22 protein-coding genes are annotated in these 17,591 nt (G+C 68.4%); 12 read left to right on the forward strand and 10 right to left on the reverse strand.

The window, feature by feature from the left end; genetic code table 11:
- Positions 1 to 9 precede the first annotated feature (9 nt).
- Positions 10 to 2,403 (forward strand): ATP-binding protein, encoded by a 2,394-nt coding sequence (locus tag PV646_RS13685; RefSeq protein WP_500341780.1) that lies wholly within the window; start codon positions 10 to 12, stop codon positions 2,401 to 2,403.
- Here PV646_RS13685 and PV646_RS13690 read toward each other — a convergent pair.
- The gene (locus PV646_RS13690) at positions 2,367 to 2,627 is read right to left on the reverse strand and encodes a MoaD/ThiS family protein (RefSeq protein ID WP_500341781.1); all 261 of its coding nucleotides are present in this window, start codon (positions 2,625 to 2,627) and stop codon (positions 2,367 to 2,369) included. The two genes, PV646_RS13685 and PV646_RS13690, sit on opposite strands and share 37 nt — an antisense overlap.
- A gap of 2 nt (positions 2,628 to 2,629) precedes the next feature.
- The gene (gene moaA, locus PV646_RS13695; RefSeq protein ID WP_500342391.1) at positions 2,630 to 3,616 is read right to left on the reverse strand and encodes a GTP 3',8-cyclase MoaA; all 987 of its coding nucleotides are present in this window, start codon (positions 3,614 to 3,616) and stop codon (positions 2,630 to 2,632) included.
- Between the two features lie 187 nt (positions 3,617 to 3,803).
- Here moaA and PV646_RS13700 point away from each other — a divergent pair, with 187 nt between their 5' ends.
- Both PV646_RS13700 and PV646_RS13705 read left to right on the forward strand, forming a co-directional pair.
- Positions 3,804 to 4,250, forward strand: coding sequence for a MarR family winged helix-turn-helix transcriptional regulator (locus PV646_RS13700; RefSeq protein ID WP_500341782.1), 447 nt, complete (start codon positions 3,804 to 3,806; stop codon positions 4,248 to 4,250).
- 4 nt (positions 4,251 to 4,254) lie between these two features.
- On the forward strand, positions 4,255 to 5,046 hold the full coding sequence (locus PV646_RS13705) for an HAD-IIA family hydrolase (protein ID WP_500341783.1): 792 nt from the start codon (positions 4,255 to 4,257) through the stop codon (positions 5,044 to 5,046).
- On the opposite strand, the gene PV646_RS13710 is transcribed toward PV646_RS13705, so the two are convergent.
- Positions 5,043 to 5,267, reverse strand: coding sequence for a hypothetical protein (locus PV646_RS13710; protein ID WP_500341784.1), 225 nt, complete (start codon positions 5,265 to 5,267; stop codon positions 5,043 to 5,045). The genes PV646_RS13705 and PV646_RS13710 overlap by 4 nt on opposite strands.
- Before the next feature lie 320 nt (positions 5,268 to 5,587).
- On the opposite strand from PV646_RS13710, the gene PV646_RS13715 reads away from it, so the two are divergent.
- The 4 genes from PV646_RS13715 (at position 5,588) to PV646_RS13730 (ending at position 9,420) form a co-directional block, all read left to right on the forward strand.
- The gene (locus PV646_RS13715) at positions 5,588 to 6,481 is read left to right on the forward strand and encodes a hypothetical protein (RefSeq protein ID WP_500341785.1); all 894 of its coding nucleotides are present in this window, start codon (positions 5,588 to 5,590) and stop codon (positions 6,479 to 6,481) included.
- A gap of 167 nt (positions 6,482 to 6,648) precedes the next feature.
- The gene (locus tag PV646_RS13720) at positions 6,649 to 6,954 is read left to right on the forward strand and encodes a hypothetical protein (RefSeq protein WP_500341786.1); all 306 of its coding nucleotides are present in this window, start codon (positions 6,649 to 6,651) and stop codon (positions 6,952 to 6,954) included.
- 49 nt (positions 6,955 to 7,003) lie between these two features.
- A complete protein-coding gene (locus PV646_RS13725; RefSeq protein ID WP_500341787.1) occupies positions 7,004 to 7,810 on the forward strand; it encodes a metallophosphoesterase in 807 nt (268 codons plus the stop codon).
- A gap of 14 nt (positions 7,811 to 7,824) precedes the next feature.
- On the forward strand, positions 7,825 to 9,420 hold the full coding sequence (locus PV646_RS13730) for an AMP-binding protein (protein ID WP_500341788.1): 1,596 nt from the start codon (positions 7,825 to 7,827) through the stop codon (positions 9,418 to 9,420).
- A gap of 7 nt (positions 9,421 to 9,427) precedes the next feature.
- Here PV646_RS13730 and PV646_RS13735 read toward each other — a convergent pair whose 3' ends face one another.
- Positions 9,428 to 9,958: a DUF3558 family protein gene (locus tag PV646_RS13735; RefSeq protein WP_500341789.1), complete on the reverse strand. Its 531-nt coding sequence runs from the start codon at positions 9,956 to 9,958 to the stop codon at positions 9,428 to 9,430.
- 118 nt (positions 9,959 to 10,076) lie between these two features.
- Here PV646_RS13735 and PV646_RS13740 point away from each other — a divergent pair, with 118 nt between their 5' ends.
- A complete protein-coding gene (locus PV646_RS13740) occupies positions 10,077 to 10,469 on the forward strand; it encodes a VOC family protein (RefSeq protein WP_500341790.1) in 393 nt (130 codons plus the stop codon).
- Between the two features lie 57 nt (positions 10,470 to 10,526).
- Here PV646_RS13740 and PV646_RS13745 read toward each other — a convergent pair whose 3' ends face one another.
- Positions 10,527 to 10,901, reverse strand: a complete 375-nt coding sequence (locus tag PV646_RS13745; protein WP_500341791.1) for a YccF domain-containing protein — start codon at positions 10,899 to 10,901, stop codon at positions 10,527 to 10,529.
- Positions 10,902 to 10,922: 21 nt separating this feature from the next.
- On the opposite strand from PV646_RS13745, the gene PV646_RS13750 reads away from it, so the two are divergent.
- Positions 10,923 to 11,876, forward strand: coding sequence for a Gfo/Idh/MocA family protein (locus PV646_RS13750; protein ID WP_500341792.1), 954 nt, complete (start codon positions 10,923 to 10,925; stop codon positions 11,874 to 11,876).
- Here the strand turns inward: PV646_RS13750 and PV646_RS13755 are convergent.
- Entirely contained in the window at positions 11,855 to 13,060 is a 1,206-nt protein-coding gene (locus tag PV646_RS13755; protein ID WP_500341793.1) for an Nramp family divalent metal transporter, read from the reverse strand. The genes PV646_RS13750 and PV646_RS13755 overlap by 22 nt on opposite strands.
- A gap of 55 nt (positions 13,061 to 13,115) precedes the next feature.
- Entirely contained in the window at positions 13,116 to 13,658 is a 543-nt protein-coding gene (locus PV646_RS13760; protein ID WP_500341794.1) for a TetR/AcrR family transcriptional regulator, read from the reverse strand.
- A 52-nt stretch (positions 13,659 to 13,710) separates the two neighbouring features.
- Between PV646_RS13760 and PV646_RS13765 the strand changes: the two genes are divergently transcribed.
- On the forward strand, positions 13,711 to 14,328 hold the full coding sequence (locus PV646_RS13765) for an HAD family hydrolase (protein WP_500341795.1): 618 nt from the start codon (positions 13,711 to 13,713) through the stop codon (positions 14,326 to 14,328).
- Here the strand turns inward: PV646_RS13765 and PV646_RS13770 are convergent.
- Positions 14,300 to 14,503 carry a hypothetical protein gene (locus PV646_RS13770; protein ID WP_500341796.1) on the reverse strand — a complete coding sequence of 68 codons (204 nt, stop codon included), beginning with the start codon at positions 14,501 to 14,503 and terminating at the stop codon, positions 14,300 to 14,302. The genes PV646_RS13765 and PV646_RS13770 overlap by 29 nt on opposite strands.
- 122 nt (positions 14,504 to 14,625) lie before the next feature.
- Between PV646_RS13770 and PV646_RS13775 the strand changes: the two genes are divergently transcribed.
- Both PV646_RS13775 and PV646_RS13780 read left to right on the forward strand, forming a co-directional pair.
- The gene (locus PV646_RS13775) at positions 14,626 to 15,015 is read left to right on the forward strand and encodes a cold-shock protein (protein WP_191303833.1); all 390 of its coding nucleotides are present in this window, start codon (positions 14,626 to 14,628) and stop codon (positions 15,013 to 15,015) included.
- Positions 15,016 to 15,026: 11 nt separating this feature from the next.
- On the forward strand, positions 15,027 to 15,611 hold the full coding sequence (locus PV646_RS13780) for an HD domain-containing protein (RefSeq protein ID WP_500341797.1): 585 nt from the start codon (positions 15,027 to 15,029) through the stop codon (positions 15,609 to 15,611).
- On the opposite strand, the gene PV646_RS13785 is transcribed toward PV646_RS13780, so the two are convergent.
- Positions 15,608 to 16,042 carry a DUF2771 family protein gene (locus tag PV646_RS13785; protein ID WP_500341798.1) on the reverse strand — a complete coding sequence of 145 codons (435 nt, stop codon included), beginning with the start codon at positions 16,040 to 16,042 and terminating at the stop codon, positions 15,608 to 15,610. The genes PV646_RS13780 and PV646_RS13785 overlap by 4 nt on opposite strands.
- 31 nt (positions 16,043 to 16,073) lie before the next feature.
- Positions 16,074 to 17,588: an MFS transporter gene (locus tag PV646_RS13790; protein ID WP_500341799.1), complete on the reverse strand. Its 1,515-nt coding sequence runs from the start codon at positions 17,586 to 17,588 to the stop codon at positions 16,074 to 16,076.
- Positions 17,589 to 17,591: the final 3 nt, after the last annotated feature.

Raw genomic sequence — 17,591 nt, forward strand, 5'->3', positions numbered from 1 at the left:
TCGCCCGTTGTGAGCGGAGAATCGCGGTTGGTGGTGTTGCACCGGGCGCTGGCCGCCCGTGCGGGAGAACCTGTGCTGTTCGGGGATCTCGTCCAGGCGGTCTGGGGTGACGAGCCGCCCGCCAAGCCTCTTCCCGCGCTCCGCACGCTGATGCGCCGGCTGCGGCGGTCGACCGAGGACGAGATCGTCACGGACGCCTCCGGCTACCGGCTCGTGGTGCGTGCGCCCGGCCCGTCGCAGTTGCCCGCCGACCTGCCGGACTTCGTGGGCAGGGAAGCGGAGCTCGCCACGCTGTCCGCGATGGACGCACCGGTCGTCGTGATCACCGGCCCGCCGGGCGTCGGCAAGACCTCGCTCGCGATCAGGCTCGCGCACAGGATCCGTGACCGGTTCCCCGACGGTCAGCTGCACGTCGACCTGCGCGGGTTCGCGACAGGACCGGCGGTCACCCTCGAGCAGGTGCTCGGCCGGTTCCTGCGTGCCCTCGGGGTGCCACCGGAGAGGGTGCCGCTCGACCTCGACGAGCAGGTTGAGCTCTACCGGTCGAAGCTGCGCGGCCGTCGTGTGCTGGTGGTGCTGGACAACGCCACGGAGCTGAGCCCGCTCGTGCCCGGTGTCGAGGGCTGCACGGCTGTCGTGACCAGCCGAAATGACCTGGAATCCCAGGTCAGGCTGGACGTGATGGCTGATGAGGAGGCAACTGCGCTGCTCGACCGGATGAAGATCGACGGCTCGCCGGAGGAGCGCGCCGAGCTGATCCGCCTGTGTGCGCATCTGCCGCTCGCGCTGCGCATCGCGGGCGCGCACCTCGCCGACCGGCACCTGCCCGACTACCTGGCCGAGCTGCGCGGTGACGGCAGGCTGGACGCGCTGGAGATCGAGGGCGACACCGCGGTGAGGGCGGCGTTCGAGCTGTCCCGCAACGCTTTGCCGGACGACGCGCGCCGGTTGTTCGGACTGCTCAGCGTGCATCCCGGCGCGGAATTCGACGTGTGGGACGCGGCGATGCTCGGCTCACTGTCCACTGAGGATAGTGTGCGGCAGTTGGGCGTGCTGGTGCGGGCAGGGCTCGTGCAACAGACAGGAGAGCGGTTTCAGCTGCACGACCTGATCCGGCTCTTCGCCTCGGAGCAGGTGGGTGCTGACAGACCTGCCGCGTTGCGTCGGCTGTTGTCCTTCTACCTGGCCACCGCACGCGCTGCCGCCGAACTCGCCACCTCTGCGGTCAAACGGCTGGATCCGCTACCGCTGGACGTCGAGGGACTCGCGTTCGCCACGGCTGACGACGCACGAGCGTGGCTCGGCGCGAAACGCGCGGTGCTCGTGGCGGCGGTGCAGGTCGCGCCGCACCCGTTCGCGAGCCATCTCGCCGACTCGTTGCGCGGTTACCTCAACTACGGCGGCTACCGGCCGGAGCTGAAGATGTTGTTGGCGACGGGTCTCGAGTCGGCACGCGCGGCGGGCGATGTCGTCTGTCAGGCGGCGATGCACAACGGACGCGGCCACCTCCAGTGGATGCTGGGAGAGTTCGACCAGGCGCTGGCGTCGTTCGGCGAAGCGGTCGAGCTGGCCATCTCGGATCGTTCGAGGGCCTCGGTGCTCAACAACAGAGGGCTGGTGAAGCGGGACACCGGTGATCTCACCGGTGCGCTGGCAGACCTGGGAGAAGCGGTACGACTGTGGCGCCTGGGCCCCGACGAGCCCGACGTTCTCGCGGCCACGTTCAACCTGGGCACGGTCCACGGTGCCCGCGCCGAGCTCCGCACGGCGATCGCGCACTTCGAGGAGGCCAGGCAGATCGCGGAGGCGACCGGTTCCACGATCAACCTGGCCATGGCCCTCGAGGGCATCGGCATCGCTCACCGCGAGCTCGGGGAGTTGGACGAGGCACGGCGCTACCTGGAGGCCGCACGGGCCGGCTACCAGGAGGGCGGGGCGGCGGAAGGCGAGCCGAACGTGCTGTTCAACCTGGCTGTGGTGGCCGCGGACACCGGTGACTCCGAGCGGGCCAGGACGTTGGCGCTGAGGAGCCTCGAAACGGCACGGGAGTTCGGCGACCTCCGGGCCGAGGCAGATGCGCTGGTCGTACTGGAGGACCTGCGGGCGGCGATCGAGCTGGCGAACCGGATCGGCTACCCGGTGGTGCGGCGGAAGGCTCAGCTGAAGCTCGCCCGGCACGATCGGGGCCTCGCCGAGGAACTGGTGCGGGACGTGCGGGACAACGGTGATCTGCTGCTGGAGGCTCCGGCGTTGCTCGTGCTGGCCGAGGTGACCGGTGACGTGGTCGTGGCTCGGGAGGCGTTGGAACTGGCCCGGTCGCGTGAACAGAGTGCCGTGGTGGCTGGTGCCGAGGCGTTCCTGGCCGCTCAGCCGCCCGCGAACGGCGGCAGCACGTCCAGCTGAGACCCGGCCGGCACGCGCGTCGACGTGTCGCGCACCGCCACACCGTCCAGCAGGAAGCTCGACGCGGCGAGCACCTTGCCGAGCTTCGAGCCGTGGCGTTCGCCGATGGTGCTGACCACGAGCGCCACGGTCGGCTCGGCGGCGTCGAGCAGCAGGTCCTCGTCGGCCACCCCGGCCGCGGCCCGCGCACCCGCGAAGTAGCGGATGTTCACGGCGGTGCTCACTGTCATCCTCCGATGGCGCTCATGGGGCGGTCGGGCTGGGTGAAGCCCGCGTCGTTGATGCCGTGGCCGGCCGCCTTGGCCCACATCGTGGCACGCCAGGCGTCGGCGATCACGGCGTCGGGGGAGCCGTCGCGCAGCAGTGCGCGCAGGTCGGTCTCGCTCTGGCTGAACAGGCAGTTGCGGATCTGGCCGTCCGAGGTGAGCCGGGTGCGGTCGCAGGCGGCGCAGAACGGCCTGGTCACCGAGGCGATCACACCGACGATCGCGGGGCCGCCGTCGACCAGCCAGCGTTCGGCCGGGGCGCCACCGCGCGGGACCTCGGAGGGCGTCAGGGTGAACGCGGACGAGAGCTTCGAGAGGATCTCATCGGCCGTGATCATGTTCGTGCGCGTCCAGCCGTGCTGCGCGTCCAGCGGCATCTGTTCGATGAACCGCAGCTGGTAGCCGTTCTCGACGCAGAACCGCAGCAGCGGGACGGCCTCGTCCTCGTTCATGCCGCGCATCAGCACCGAGTTGACCTTCACCGGCTCGAGCCCTGCCTCGCGGGCGGCGTCGAGACCGTCGAGCACGTCCGTGATGCGGTCGCGCCTGGTCAGCGTCGCGAACTTCTCCGGGTCGAGGGTGTCGAGCGAGATGTTGATCCGGTTCAGGCCGGCGTCCTTCAGCGACTGGGCGCGCCGCGAGAGCCCGATGCCGTTCGACGTCATCGACATGCGCGGACGCGGTTCGAGCTCGGCCGTCGCGGCGATGACGTGCTCCAGACCGCGCCGCAGCAACGGCTCACCGCCGGTGAACCTGATGTCCGTGACGCCCAGGTCGACCACGGCGATGCGCATGAGCCGGATCAGCTCGGCGTCGGTGAGCAGCTCGTCCTTCTGCAACCAGTCGAGGCCCTCGGCGGGCATGCAGTAGGTGCAGCGCAGGTTGCAACGGTCGGTGAGCGAGACCCGCAGGTCCTTCGCCACCCGCCCGAACCTGTCGACGAGCAGCGGTGTGTCCGGGCGTGCGGACGCGTCCGGCGTGCCCCGCACGACGGGTAGTCCCAACTCCACTGCTGTCACCTTATTTAGCTTAATGAACAACCCGTTGTAGGTGACTCCACAAACGAGGTTTCTCACGTTCCGCCCGTTTGGAGCACTCTGACAAGGAATTGTCTTAGCGGCTAAGATGTTCGACATGGAACCAGAGGTGCTGGAGAGGTTCACGCTCTACATGCGCGAGCAGAGCGCGCTCACCGTCATGTTCCACGCGCGGGTCGCCGAGCAGATGGGCCTGTCCGCGACCGACGAGAAGTGCCTCGATCTCGCCATGCGGGCAGAGGGCCCGCTCACCGCCGGCCGGATCGCCGAACTCTCCGGCCTCTCCACCGGTGCCGTCACGGGCGTGATCGACCGCCTCGAACGTGCCGGATATGTCCGTCGTGTCCGTGACCCGCACGACCGCCGCAAGGTCCTCGTCGAGGTCACGGTGGGGGACGTCGACAAGTTCGGCGCGCCGTTCGAGAAGGCCCGCGACAGCCTCGTCGAGGTGCTCGAGCACTTCGACGCCGACGAACTCCAGGTGATCGAGCGTTATCTCCGGCTCCAGATCGAGACGTTTCGCAAGCGCGTGATCGATACTTAGGCCCATGTGGCACTACTTGATGGACATGGACGGCGTCCTCGTGCACGAGGAGCACCTCATCCCGGGAGCAGACGAGTTCGTCGCGGAGCTGCGGGCGTCGGAGACCCCGTTCCTCGTGCTCACGAACAACTCCATCTACACGCCACGGGACCTGCGCGCGCGTCTGCAGCGCACCGGCCTCGACATCCCGGAGAAGTCCATCTGGACGTCCGCGCTGGCCACGGCCAGGTTCCTCGACTCGCAGCGCCCGAACGGCTCGGCCTTCGTCATCGGTGAGGCCGGCCTCACCACGGCGCTGCACGAGATCGGCTACGTCCTGACCGACCGCGACCCGGACTACGTCGTGCTCGGCGAGACCCGCACCTACAGCTTCACCGCGATCACCAAGGCCATCCGCCTGGTCGAGGAGGGCGCGAAGTTCATCGCGACCAACCCCGACGCCACCGGCCCGTCGCGTGAGGGCTCGCTGCCCGCGACCGGCGCTGTGGCGGCGTTGATCGAGCGCGCCACCGGCCGTGAGCCCTACTACGTCGGCAAGCCGAACCCGCTGATGATGCGTTCGGCCCTGCGTGCCCTCGGCTCGCACTCCGAGCAGGCGCTGATGATCGGCGACCGCATGGACACCGACGTGCGCTCGGGCCTGGAGGCGGGCCTGTCGACCATCCTCGTGCTGTCAGGTGTCTTCAGCGCCGAGACCGCCGAGATGTACCCGTACCGCCCGACGCGCGTGCTGAAGTCGATCGCGGAACTCGTCGGTCACTCTGCGGACCCGTTCGGCGACTGGGCCGCCGTCTAGGTTCTGCGCGTGGGCGCGCACATCAGCGCGTCCGCGTGGTCCTTGGCGTCCGGGTTCAGGCGGTAGACGAACTCGGGACGCCCGTGTCCGGGTCCGACGTCGCGCAGTAGGTAGCCAGCCTCGAACAGTTCGGTCAGCGGGGTCCGCAGGCTCGTGCGTTCGCTCCGGACCTTGTCCGGCAAGGACTTGACGGTGAACGACTCTTCCGGACTTTCGTACATCGCCCGCAGGACCTGTTGGTAGGCCCTGCGGGGAGGCAAGGGCGACACGAGGTGGGGCTTCTCCGCCGGTTGCCGGAGGGACTCGCGGACTGTGTCGTGGGCTTTCGGTGCGAGTTCGCAGCGGATGACGTCACCCGCCTTCTCTGCGGGGACCAGTCGGGCCGCGCCGATGCGGTCAAGCGATTTGAGCGCACCGCTGATGGACGCATGGGTGCGACTTGGTCCGCCGTGTGAGACTTCGACGGTACGAGGGCTGCGAAAAGCGGCTGAAGCAGATCGCAGGCAAGGGGGTGCCCATGAGTCCTCAAGCGTTGTCTGAAGTGGAACTCGAAGAGGCATTGAAGCTGTTCAGCAGGGTTGTCGATGCATTTTTCGACGAGGAAGGGGGAAGCCCGAGCCTGGGCGAGTTCCTTGAGATCGCAGGTTCTTCAGAGCCGACCAACAGCACGTTCTCGTTCCCTTTGGCATTCAAGGCCAAGATCGCCGGGAATCGTCTCTACAAGGCGAACCCATCCGAACGCGTTTCCGGACTGAATGACAACACCTTCAACGAGGCGACCGAACTGCTGGCCTTCCTGATCGAGCACGCCAACTCGGACAGCGACCAACCCGCTTCACCGGCTGATGCGGCGGGCCACCTTCTCCAAGTCCTGCGAGCAGCCAAATTCTCGTTTTCCGACATCAGCAGCGAGAACGTGGTGGACCTGACAGCGAAGGTGTCGAAACGGTTCGCCAAGGCCAAGCGGGGAGACGTGGTGGCGATTCCGGCAGCAGAGCACGGGTACCACCTGGCCGTAGTGCTGTCGGACGACCAGACCGGCCTGGCTCTCGGGCTCTTGAAAGGCGTGTTCTCGGTGCCACGAGTCGGTCGTGTCGACCAGCATCTGGCCCGGCACATCCCGGTCTACACCGGCGACGGATTGATCAAGAACGGGACCTGGCGCGTGGTCGGCCACAACGAGGTGCTGCTCGACCTGTTCCCCGAACCGCCGGAACTCTACTGGGACGCGGTTACCGCCTTCGGTGAGCGGTTCGGAGACTACGGAGCCGCAGGGGTTGTCGGTGAACCGAAACGTCTCATCGGCAAAGCCGAAGCAGAGGCAGTTGGCCTGCTGAACAAAACCTATCGGCAAACCTACTTCGACGAGTATTTCCAAAAGGTGCTCAATGAAGGCCGTTTCGACAACGGGCCGTTGCCGGGAACCCTCAGTTAGCCTGCCTGCCTCTTTCTGCTCACGACCCCAATGGGGCAGCATCTGCCGTCGACCGCAGAAGCAGTTCGGCCCCGGTTCCCCACCGGAACCGGGGTCGTTCGTTTGACTTGCGGGCGTTGGACAGGGGTTCAGCGCCCGAGCGCGGCAATGAGGTCGCACGCGTCTTGATGGGTGTCCGGGAGTCGTTCCAGCCACACCTTCGCGGGCCCGGTCGGCCGCACGTCGGTGTCGACGGCCCGAACGCGGGCGTCGTCGAGGCGACTGCCCGGCACCCGTTCTGGGTCACCGATCGCGGCCAGTGGATCGACCTGCGGGGTCGCGTTTCGCGGCCCCGCAGGTGTGTGTTCGTCATTCACCGCGTGGTGCGGGTCGGCATGTCGCTCTCCGACGCGCAGGAGTTGCTCGAGCCCGACCCGCGCAAGACCCCGAGGGCCGCGTCCACGATCTTCCCGCACGCCTGGAGGGAACGCTGATCTGGACTGACCACTGACGCGCGAGGGTTCATCACCTATCGTCGCGGAGGTGGACACGGATCGACGCCCGATGTACGTCGTGGGTGACGTGCACGGGCACCTCTCGGAACTGATCAGAGCCCTGCACGTCGCCGAACTGTGCGACGAGGAAGGGCACTGGATCGGTGGCGAGGCCGAGCTGTGGTTCCTCGGCGACTTCGTGGACCGCGGGCCCGACGGCGTGGGCGTGATCGACCTGGTCATGCGCCTCGGTGAGGAGGCGACGGAGGCCGGTGGCTCGGTCAACTCGCTGATCGGCAACCACGAGGTGCTGCTGCTCGGCATGTACCGGTTCGGGGACGAGCAGGTGCCCGACAGCCTGGGGCCGCGGTCGTTCGCGCGGAGCTGGCTGCTCAACGGCGGGCTGCGCAGCGACCAGGACCGGCTGACCGACGAGCACGTCGAGTGGTTGACGTCGAGGCCGGTGCTGAAGCTGCGCGACGACCACCTGCTGATGCACTCCGACACGGTGGCCTACCTCGAATGGGGGGCCTCGATCGAAGAAGTCAACGAGTCCGTCCGGCAGGTGCTCAAGGGCGACGACCTCGTCGACTGGTGGGAGTGCTGGCGCAAGATGACGACCCGGTACGCGTTCCGGGGTCCGCAGGGGCCCGAGATCGCCGACGAGCTGCTCGCGACCCTCGGGGGCAGCAAGATCGTGCACGGGCACAGCGTCATCGCCGACCAGCTCGGGGTGCCGCCGGACCAGATCGACGGACCCCTCGTCTACGCCGGCGACAAGGTGCTGGCGATCGACGCGGGCCTCTACAGCGGTGGTCCGTGCCTGGTCGTGCCCTTGCCATACCGCGAGGCCTGACTACCGTCTGGGGGATGACCTCCAGCTACTCCTCGGGCACGTCCGCCGCCCCGCTGCTGGGCGACACGATCCACGCGAACCTCGCGGCGACGGTCGCGCGCTTCGGTGACCGTGAGGCACTTGTCGACAAAGCCACAGATCGACGGTGGACGTACGAGGAGCTCTCGCTGGAGGTCGACCGAGCCGCCGCCGGGCTGCACGCGCTCGGCGTGCGCAAGGGTGACCGGGTCGGGATCTGGGCACCGAACTGCGCCGAGTGGGTCTTCGTGCAGTACGCGACGGCCCGGATCGGCGCGATCCTGGTCAACGTCAACCCGGCGTACCGCGTGCACGAGCTGGAGTACGTGCTGAACCAGGCCGGCATCCACACGCTGGTGTCCGCGCGGTCGTTCAAGACGTCGGACTACGCGGCCATGATCGACGAGGTGCGGCCGCGCTGTCCTGAGTTGAAGCACGTCGTCTTCACCGACGATCCACAGTGGACCGGAGACGAGCTGCCGGACGTCGAACTGGACCGGGACGATCCCATCAACATCCAGTACACGTCCGGCACCACAGGCTTTCCCAAGGGTGCGACGCTCTCGCACCACAACATCCTCAACAACGGCTACTTCGTCGGTGAGCTGATCAACTACACCGAGCACGACCGCATCTGCGTGGTGCCGCCGTTCTACCACTGCTTCGGCATGGTCATGGGCAACCTCGCCGCCACCAGCCACGGCGCGTGCGTCGTGATCCCGGCACCCGCGTTCGACCCGGCGAAAACCCTTGCGGCCGTTCAGGAAGAGAAGTGCACGTCGCTGTACGGCGTGCCGACGATGTTCATCGCGATGCTCGACCTGATCGACGGCTACGACCTGAGCAGCCTGCGCACCGGCATCATGGCGGGCTCGCCGTGCCCGGTCGAGGTGATGAAGCAGGTCGTCGACCGCATGGGCATGCGGGAGGTCTCGATCTGCTACGGCATGACCGAGACCTCCCCGGTGTCGACACAGACCCGCGCCGACGACTCCCTCGACCGTCGCGTCGGGACGGTCGGCCGGGTCGGCCCGCACCTCGAGGTGAAGATCGTCGACCCGGAGACCGGACGCACGGTGCCGCGCGGCGAGCCGGGGGAGCTGTGCACGCGCGGCTACTCCGTGATGCTCGGCTACTGGAACGAGCCGGAGAAGACCGCCGAGGCCGTCGACAGCGCGGGCTGGATGCACACCGGCGACCTCGCGGTGATGGATGACGACGACTACGTCAACATCACCGGCCGCATCAAGGACATGGTCATCCGCGGTGGCGAGAACATCTACCCGCGCGAGATCGAGGAGTTCCTCTACAGCCACCCCGACGTGCTCGACGCTCAGGTGATCGGCGTGCCCGACGCGCGGTACGGCGAGGAGCTGATGGCGTGGGTGCGCCTGCGCGACGGGGTCGCGGGACTGACCACCGAGGCCGTCCGCGAGTTCTGCGCCGGCAAGCTCGCCCACTACAAGATCCCGCGGTACGTGCACGTGGTGGACGAGTTCCCGATGACGGTCACCGGCAAGATCCGCAAGGTGGAGATGCGGGCCCGGTCGGTGGAACTGCTCGGTCTCGACGACAGCACGACGCACGCCTAGGACGGCTCTAGGAGAGGTCGGGCTCGATCTTCTCCGCCACCTGCTTCGCGATGTCGCAGGACTCCTGGACGTCCTGCGCGCGAACACTGACGCTGACGTGCCCGTCACCCGCCACCAGCGCGAGGTCGCACAGGGCGGAGGCCTCGTTGCCCTCGGACAGCTTGCCGCTGTGGGTGCCGACGGTGATCTCGGAGCTCCTGGCCAGGCTGGCGGACGCGGGCACCCTGTCCAGGCTCAGCCCCTGCCAGACGCTGACGCTCAGGACGTTGGTCTTGCCGTAGCCGAGGTCCTGGCTCCAGTCGCAGGAGTACAGGAGGTCCCTGGCGAGCTTGAACTCGTACGCCGTGAGCTCCTCCGCCGCGTTGTACAGCTCGCACGGCTCGGGCCACTCGACCGCTTCCTGATCCTCGGAGGTCTGCGCGGCGGGCTGGGCGGGTGCGGGGCTCTGCGTCGGCTTCGGGGCGGAACCGGGCAGGAGAGTCGAGCAGCCGGACAGCGCGAAGGCCCCGGCGAGCACAGCGGGAAGCAGTCTGTTCACGGAGCGAAATCGTCCCGCGAATCAACTGTTGCCGCTGGTCACGAAGGAGTGAAAGGCCTCTTGTGCATCAGGTGTGACGGGCGCAACATCGAGGGCGTTACGCCGAAAGGAGGCGCTGATGCTCACCGCCACCAGAACCACCACGATGCTGCCCGTCGAAGATCCGGAGCGAGCCGGCCACTTCTACGCCGACATGCTCGGCCTCAAGCCCGTCGCCACGATGCCGGACGGCACCCGGATCTTCGCTCTCGGCCAGGGCGACGCGCTGGGACTGAGGCCTGCGGAGAAGGGTGCGCAGTCGGGGCAGACGGCCATCAGCTTCGAGGTGCCAGACCTGGAAGGCGAGATCAGGGAGCTCGAGGACAGGGGCGTCCGCTTCGAGGACTACGACCTGCCCGACTTCAAGACCGTGAACCACATCGCGGAGATGGGCACCGAGCGCGCGGCGTGGTTCACCGACACCGAGGGCAACATCCTCTGCCTGCACGAACTCTTGGACAGCGAAGCCTGAGAGTCGTGCTACCGAGTGGTCTCCCGCTCCCCGTACCCGACAGGGAGCGGGAGATCCTCACGGGACGTCGATGATCTCCTTGCCCAGCGGCACGAGCGAGACCTTCACCAGCTTGAAGTTCGCGATCCCGAGCGGGATGCCGATGATCGTGACGCACAGGGCGATGCCGGTGACGATGTGGCCGATGGCCAGCCAGAGACCGGCCACGATGATCCAGATGACGTTGCCCAGCAGCGACCCGGTGCCCGCGCCCGGCTTGTCGACGACCTCGCGCCCGAACGGCCAGAGCGCGTAGTTCGCGATCCGGAACGACGCGATGCCCCACGGGATCGTGATGATCAGGATGCAGCAGATGATGCCGGCCACGGCGTAGCCGACGGCCATCCAGAAACCGGCGAGCACCAGCCAGATCACGTTCAGGATGAGGCGCATGCCTCCATCTAAGCTCAAGCCATGACGTGGGGTGTGATCGCAACGGGCGGAATCGCGCATGCCGTGACGGCCGACATGGTGAAGGCGGGTGTCACGGTGCTCGCGGTGTCCTCGCGGGACATCGCGAAAGCCCGGAAGTTCGCCGAACACTTCGGCATCGAGCGCGCGTACGGCAGCTACCACGACCTGCTCGCCGACCCCGACGTCGACGTCGTCTACGTCGCCACGCCGCACGGCCAGCACCACGAGGTCGTGCTCGCCGCCCTCGACGCGGGCAAGCACGTGCTGTGCGAGAAGGCCTTCGCGCTCACGGTGTCCGACGCCGAGGAGATGATCGAACGGGCACGGTCGAAGAACCTCTTCCTCATGGAAGCCATGTGGACGCGGTTCAACCCGTTGATCCAGAAGGTCGAGCAGGCGATCAGGGACGGTGAGATCGGCGAGGTCCGGATGATCCGCGCCGACTTCGGTTTCCGGCACGCCTTCGACGACAACGACCGGCTGTGGGCGAAGGGCGCCGGCGGTGGCGCGACGCTCGACCTCGGCGTGTACCCGGTCGCCCTCGCCCACCAGATCCTGGGCGTACCGGCGCACGTCCACGCGCACGGCAGCCTCGCTCCGTCCGAAGTGGACGCCGACGCCGGCATCTTCCTGGCCTACGACAACGGTGCCCACGCGTTGCTGAGCTGCTCGCTCGTCGCGAACACCGGGGCCCGCGCGGAGATCGTCGGCACCGAGGGACGCATCGAGATCGTCGACCCGATGTTCAACCCGACCGCCGTGGTGATCAACGGCGTCGAGCACGCGATCGAGGACGAGGGCTACCAGCACCAGATCCGCGCGGTCGAGGAGAGCGTCGCGGCCGGGCTCACGCAGCACCCGCGGATCACCTGGGAGAACACCCTCGAGGTCATGCGGACGCTGGAGGAGGCCCTGCGCCAGCAGGGAGTTTCCTATGCGACGGCGGTCAAGTAGATCAGCGCCACGTTCAGCACGACGACCGCGAAGGCCACCACCCACGCGGAGATCGTGACGACGCGCCGGTTCGTGTACGAGCCCATCACGGACCGGCGCGCGGTCAGCCAGACCAGCGGCACCAGCGCGAACGGGATGCCGAACGACAGCACGACCTGCGAGAGCACCAGCGCGAACGTCGCGTCGACCCCGAACGCCAGGATCGCCAGCGCCGGCACCAGCGTGATCAAACGCCTTGCCAGCAACGGAATCCGCACCCGCAGCAGCCCGTCCATCACCACCGCGCCGGCGTAACACCCGACGGCGGTGGACGCGAAGCCGGACGCCAGCAGACCGAGTGCGAACAGCAGCGCGATCCCGCCACCGAGAGTGGTGCCGACGGCAGCGTGCGCGCCCTCCAGCGTGTCGACGCCCTCGCGGCCCTGCAACGCGGAGGCCGCGAGCAGCAGCATCGCCATGTTGACCGCGCCCGCCAGCACCATCGCGATCACGACGTCGACCTTCGTCGCGCCGAGCACGGAGGGGTTGCGGCCGTGCCGGTCGCGGGCCAGCGCCGAGTGCAGGTAGACGGCGTGCGGCATCACGGTCGCGCCGAGCATGCCCGCCGCGAGCAGCACGCTGTCCGCGCCGTCGAACCGCGGCACCAGCCCGGAGACCGCACCGCCGACCGAAGGCGGGGACACGAAGAGTCCCGCCATGAACCCGACCGCGATCACGACCAGCATCGTGGTGATCACGCGCTCGAACGGCTTCTGCCCGCGCTTGTCCTGCACCAGCAGCAGAAGGGTCGACACCACACCGGTGATCACGCCACCGAGCAGCAGCGGGAGGTCGAAGAGCAGGTGCAGCGCGATCGCCCCGCCGAGCACCTCGGCCAGGTCGGTCGCCATCGCGACGACCTCGGCCTGGCCCCAGTACGCGAGCCGCACCGGGCGGGGCAGGTGGTCCCGCACCGCCTCGGGCAACGACTTCCCGGTGACCAGGCCGAGCTTCGCCGACAGGTACTGCACGAGCCCCGCCATGACGTTCGCGACGACGAGAACCCACACGAGCAGGTAGCCGTACTTCGCGCCCGCCGCGGTGTTGGTGGCCACGTTCCCCGGATCGACGTACGCGATCGCGGCGACGAACGCCGGACCGAGCAACGCCGCACCCGCGCGCAGGCGCGTCGAGACAGCGACCACCGGACACCTCCCCTTGTTGCAGGATTATTGCAACAAGGGGCCGGGCTCTAGCCGGTCATGCGTCCATCGTCACTCTGGCGACCCTGACGACGGCGTCCATCGCGCTGTCCAGGTCCCCGCTCGGCATCAGCAGGTGGCTCAGTGCCAGCCGCACGGTCGTCTCCGCCGTGAGCCGCACGTGCCGGCCGGGGAAGTGCTTGCTGAGGTGCTGTTCCACGACCTCGGTGGCGTGGAACAGGATCGGATGGCCGCGGATCGTGATGAACGGCAACAGGTCCTCGGCGTTCTGGCCGGTCAGCACGGCCGAGACGAGCCGGTCCTTCTCGGTCTGCTCAAAGGTGAAGCGGAACGCCGACCGCATCGCCTCCCACGGGTCGGGGTCGTCCTGGAGCCGGGCGGCGATCCCGGTCAGGTACTCCTCCGTCTTGTGGACCGCGACGGCCTGGACGAGTCCCTCCTTGTTGCCGAACTCGTTGTAGACGGTCTGTCTGCTCACCCCGGCGCTGCTGGCGACCTCGATCATGCGCAGCCCGTGGAAGCCCCGGGCTGCCAGGAGGTCGGCGGCCGCATCCAGTAAGAGCTCGGTGATGTCGCTCACCACCTCACCTTTACACAGTTACAGCTTTTGTAAAGACGTAGAGTCGGGTTCTGTGCCGTTCACCGTGGGTTTCGACCTGGACATGACCCTCATCGACCCGCGACCGGGAATGGCCGCCGTGATGAACGAGGTGGGTGCCCGCAGCGGGTACGCCCTCGACGGCGAGAAGTTCGCGTCGAACCTCGGCCCGCCCCTCGACATGATCTACCGCGAGATGGGCGTGCCCGAGGAGGAGGTCCCGGACCTCGTCTCGCTCTTCCGCGCGCTGTACCCGGAGGTCGTGATCCCGTCGACCGTCGCGCTGCCCGGAGCGGCGATGGCCCTGCAGTGCGTGCGCGAACTGGGCGGGCGGACCATGGTCGTGACGGGCAAGTACCGCAAGAACGCCGCGCTGCACCTCGAAGCCATGGGCTGGGAGGTCGACCACCTGTACGGCGAGCTGTGGGCCACGGGCAAGGCCGAGTCGCTCAAGCTGCACGGAGCCGCGGTCTACGTGGGTGACCACGTCGGGGACATGCGCGGTGCCGCGGCCGCCGGAGCGCTGGGCGTCGGCGTCGTCACGGGGCCGTGCTCGCGGGCGGAGCTGACCGAGGCGGGCGCCGCCGTCGTCCTGGAGGACCTGCGCGAGTTCCCGGAGTGGCTCAGGACTTCTTCCGGCGTGACTTCCTGACCACCGCGATGATCCCGAGCCCCAGCCCGATCGCCGGCAGGTAGGTGGCCGCGACGTTCAGCGCCACGGGCAGGTCGCTGTGGCCGGTGAGGAACAGCGCGAAGACCAAGATGATCGCCAGTACGCCCACGGCGAACAGGCCGATGGCCAGCGGCATCAACTTCGGAGCGGTCATGAGAGCAGGGTAGTCGCGCTAACGGAGGTGCCTTCCCCAAGGTCTTCTGGCTACTCTGGTGGGACGCGTCCTGGGTACGCCCGGGGCGCGTTCGTCGTGCAGACAAGGGAATGGTGAGCGCGGTGCCGACCGGCAAGGTCAAGTGGTACGACACGGAGAAGGGCTTCGGATTCGTCACGCAGGACGGTGGCGAGGACGTCTACGTCCGCAAGGCGGCGTTGCCCCCCGGCGTCGACGGCCTCAAGGCCGGCCAGCGCATCGAGTTCGGCATGGCCGAGGGCCGTCGCGGTCCGCAGGCGTTGTCCGTGCGCCTGGTCGACCCGGCGCCGTCCGTCGCCGAGGCGCGCCGCCGGCCCGCGGAGGAGCTGCACGGGCTGATCGAGGAAGTGATCCGGCTCCTCGAGAACAAGGTCCAGCCCGACCTGCGCCGCGGTCGCTACCCGTCCGACAAGAAGACCATGAAGCTCGTCGCCGAGGCCGTCCGCGTGGTGGCGCGGGACCTCGATCCGTAAGGATCGGCGTCATGTCTGACGCTGACAGGATCGTCGAGTTCGTCTACGAGGTGGGCCAGCTCAAACGCCTGCCCAGAGCGGGGTGGCTCTTCGCCGGGGTGCAGCACCCCGAGTCGGTGGCCGCGCACTCGTTCCGGGTGGGCGTTCTGGCGTTCGCGCTCGCCGTGCAGGAGGGCGCGAACCCCGACCGGGCAGCGACCCTGGGCCTCTTCCACGACGTGCCGGAGGCCCGCATCGGCGACATCCCGTACGTCGGCAAGCTCTACCTCGACGTGAAGGTGCCGCCGGAAGCCGTGGCACGCGACCAGGTCCAGCACCTGCCCACACCGCTCGCCGCGCACATCGAGGCGCTGGTGGCCGAGCACGAGGCGGCCAAGGACATCGACCACACGCCCGAGGCGCGCTGCTCGCGTGACGCGGACAAGCTGGAGCTGTTGTTGCAGGCCAGGGAGTACCAGGCCGCGGGCGTCTCCAAGATGGAACGCTTCATCCAGACCATGCAGTCCTCGGTCGTGACCGACACCGGCAAGGCCCTGATGGACTCGGCACTCCGCATCGCCCCGACGGAGTGGTGGGAGGCCTTCGGCCGACGTTAGCGGGTGATGTCGACGACCCACGAACCGCGCATGAGCGGCTGGCCGGTCTCCAGCACCGCGCCAGCCGCCTCGTGCACCTCGATGCGCAGCAGCTGGTCGGAGTCGTTCGGCACGGCCAGGGTGTACGTGAAGTCGTCGCCCTTGCCGAGCAACGGCGAGGTGCAGCCCTCCTGCACCCGAGCGGCGTTCTCGTACACGCACACGACTTCCCAGAGGCCGTCCGCGAGCTGCCCGTCCACCGAGATCTGCACGACCTTGCCCGCGGGCACCTTCAACGTGCCCGGCGCGTTCTTCTCGGCGCAGTTGGAGCCCTCGACGTCGCAGTAGATCGTCGGCTCGAGGCGGATGGTCTTGCCGTTCGCGTAGAACGTGACCTCCGGGTCGTGCTGCTGCAGGGAGCAGCCGGACAGCACGAGAACACTGGCAGCCATTACCGAAGCAAGTCGACGCACGTCAGGCAGCCTACGGGGTCACCGCGGCCGGCCTGCGGACCAGCCTGTGCAACGAGGTGCCGTTGCGGTACATCCACGTCTGCGCGAGGCCGAGCGCGAGCAGCACGGCGAGCACCGTGAAGCCGATCCAGAACGTCGCGGGCAGCAGCACGCCGAGCGCGCCGCCGAAGACCCACGCGAGCTGCAGGATCGTCTCGGACCGGCCGAACGCCGACGCGCGCGACTCCTCCGGCAGGTCGTCCTGGATCACCGCGTCGAGGCTGATCTTGGCCAGCGAGGACGCCGTGGCACCGAGCAGGCCGACGATGGCCGCCGTGACCAGGCCCGGCAGCGCGGCGGCGACGATCGTGGCCGCCAGTGCCGTGCCGACGCAGGCGAGGACCACCTCGTCCGGCTTGCCGAAGTGCTGGCGCGCGCCGATCGCGTTGCCGAGGAAGCTGCCCACACCCGCCGCGCCGGCGATCACACCGAGCAGCAGCAACTGCTGCACCGCGTCGCCCTCGGTCTGCTCGCGGATCACGAACGCCGCGAACAGCGTGAGGAAGCCCGTCAGCACGCGGATGGACCCGTTGCCCCACAGCGAGACCGCGACGTGCCGCGAGATGCGTTGCTTCGCCGGCTTGGACGTCAGCGTCGCGGGGACCTCGCCGTCGGTCACCTCGACCCACGACGGGATCCGCATGCACAGCCACGCGTTCACGCCGCACAGCACGGCGGTGAACCACAGCGCGCCCGGAGAGCCGAACAGGTTCGCGAAGCCCGCCGCGAACGCGCCGAACACCCCGCCCGCCGCGAGACCGAAGATGGTCATGCGGGCGTTGGTCTTGGACAGCGTGATCTCCGGCGGCAGCACGCGTGGCGTGATCGCGGACTTGAGCACGGTGAACGACTTGGACAGCACCATGCTGCCCAGCGCCGCCGGGTACAGCAGCCAGTTGTCGAAGTTCAGCGCCATCACGACCGACAGCCCGATCCGCAGCACGCACGACGCCGCCAGGGCGAGCCGCCTGCCGCGCTGGATCTTGTCGAGCAGCGGGCCGATCACCGGCGCGATCAACGCGAACGGCGCGACCGTGATCAGCAGGTAGAGCGCGACCTTGGACTTGGACTCCGCGGACGCAGCGGAGAAGAACAGGGTGTTCGCCAGCGCGACGGCCATCGCGGCGTCGGCGGCGTAGTTCATCATCACCGAGTAGGTGACCGACGTCATGCCGGACTTGCCGGCACCGTCGGCACGGGCCGCGCGCCGGAACGCCGCGACCGCCTGCTGCGAGAGCTGCTTGCTCCGGAACCACGCGACGCGCGTGACCGTGAGCTTGCGCGGCGGCTTGGGCGTCGGCGTCGTCTGCTGGTCCTGGTTGGGCAGCGGACGGGTGTTCTGCGGACCCCGTGACGAATCTCTGGGCGGAGGCTGGAAACCGTGTTCGGACGCAGGCCCGCGACGCTCCCGCGGCCGGTACTCGTCGTCCTGCCACGGGTAGCGCTTCGGAGTCTCTTCGTCACTCCACCCGCGGTCGCCCGTCACACC

The organism is Streptomyces sp. ID05-26A (genome assembly GCF_033794685.1).
Taxonomy (GTDB): domain Bacteria; phylum Actinomycetota; class Actinomycetes; order Mycobacteriales; family Pseudonocardiaceae; genus Lentzea.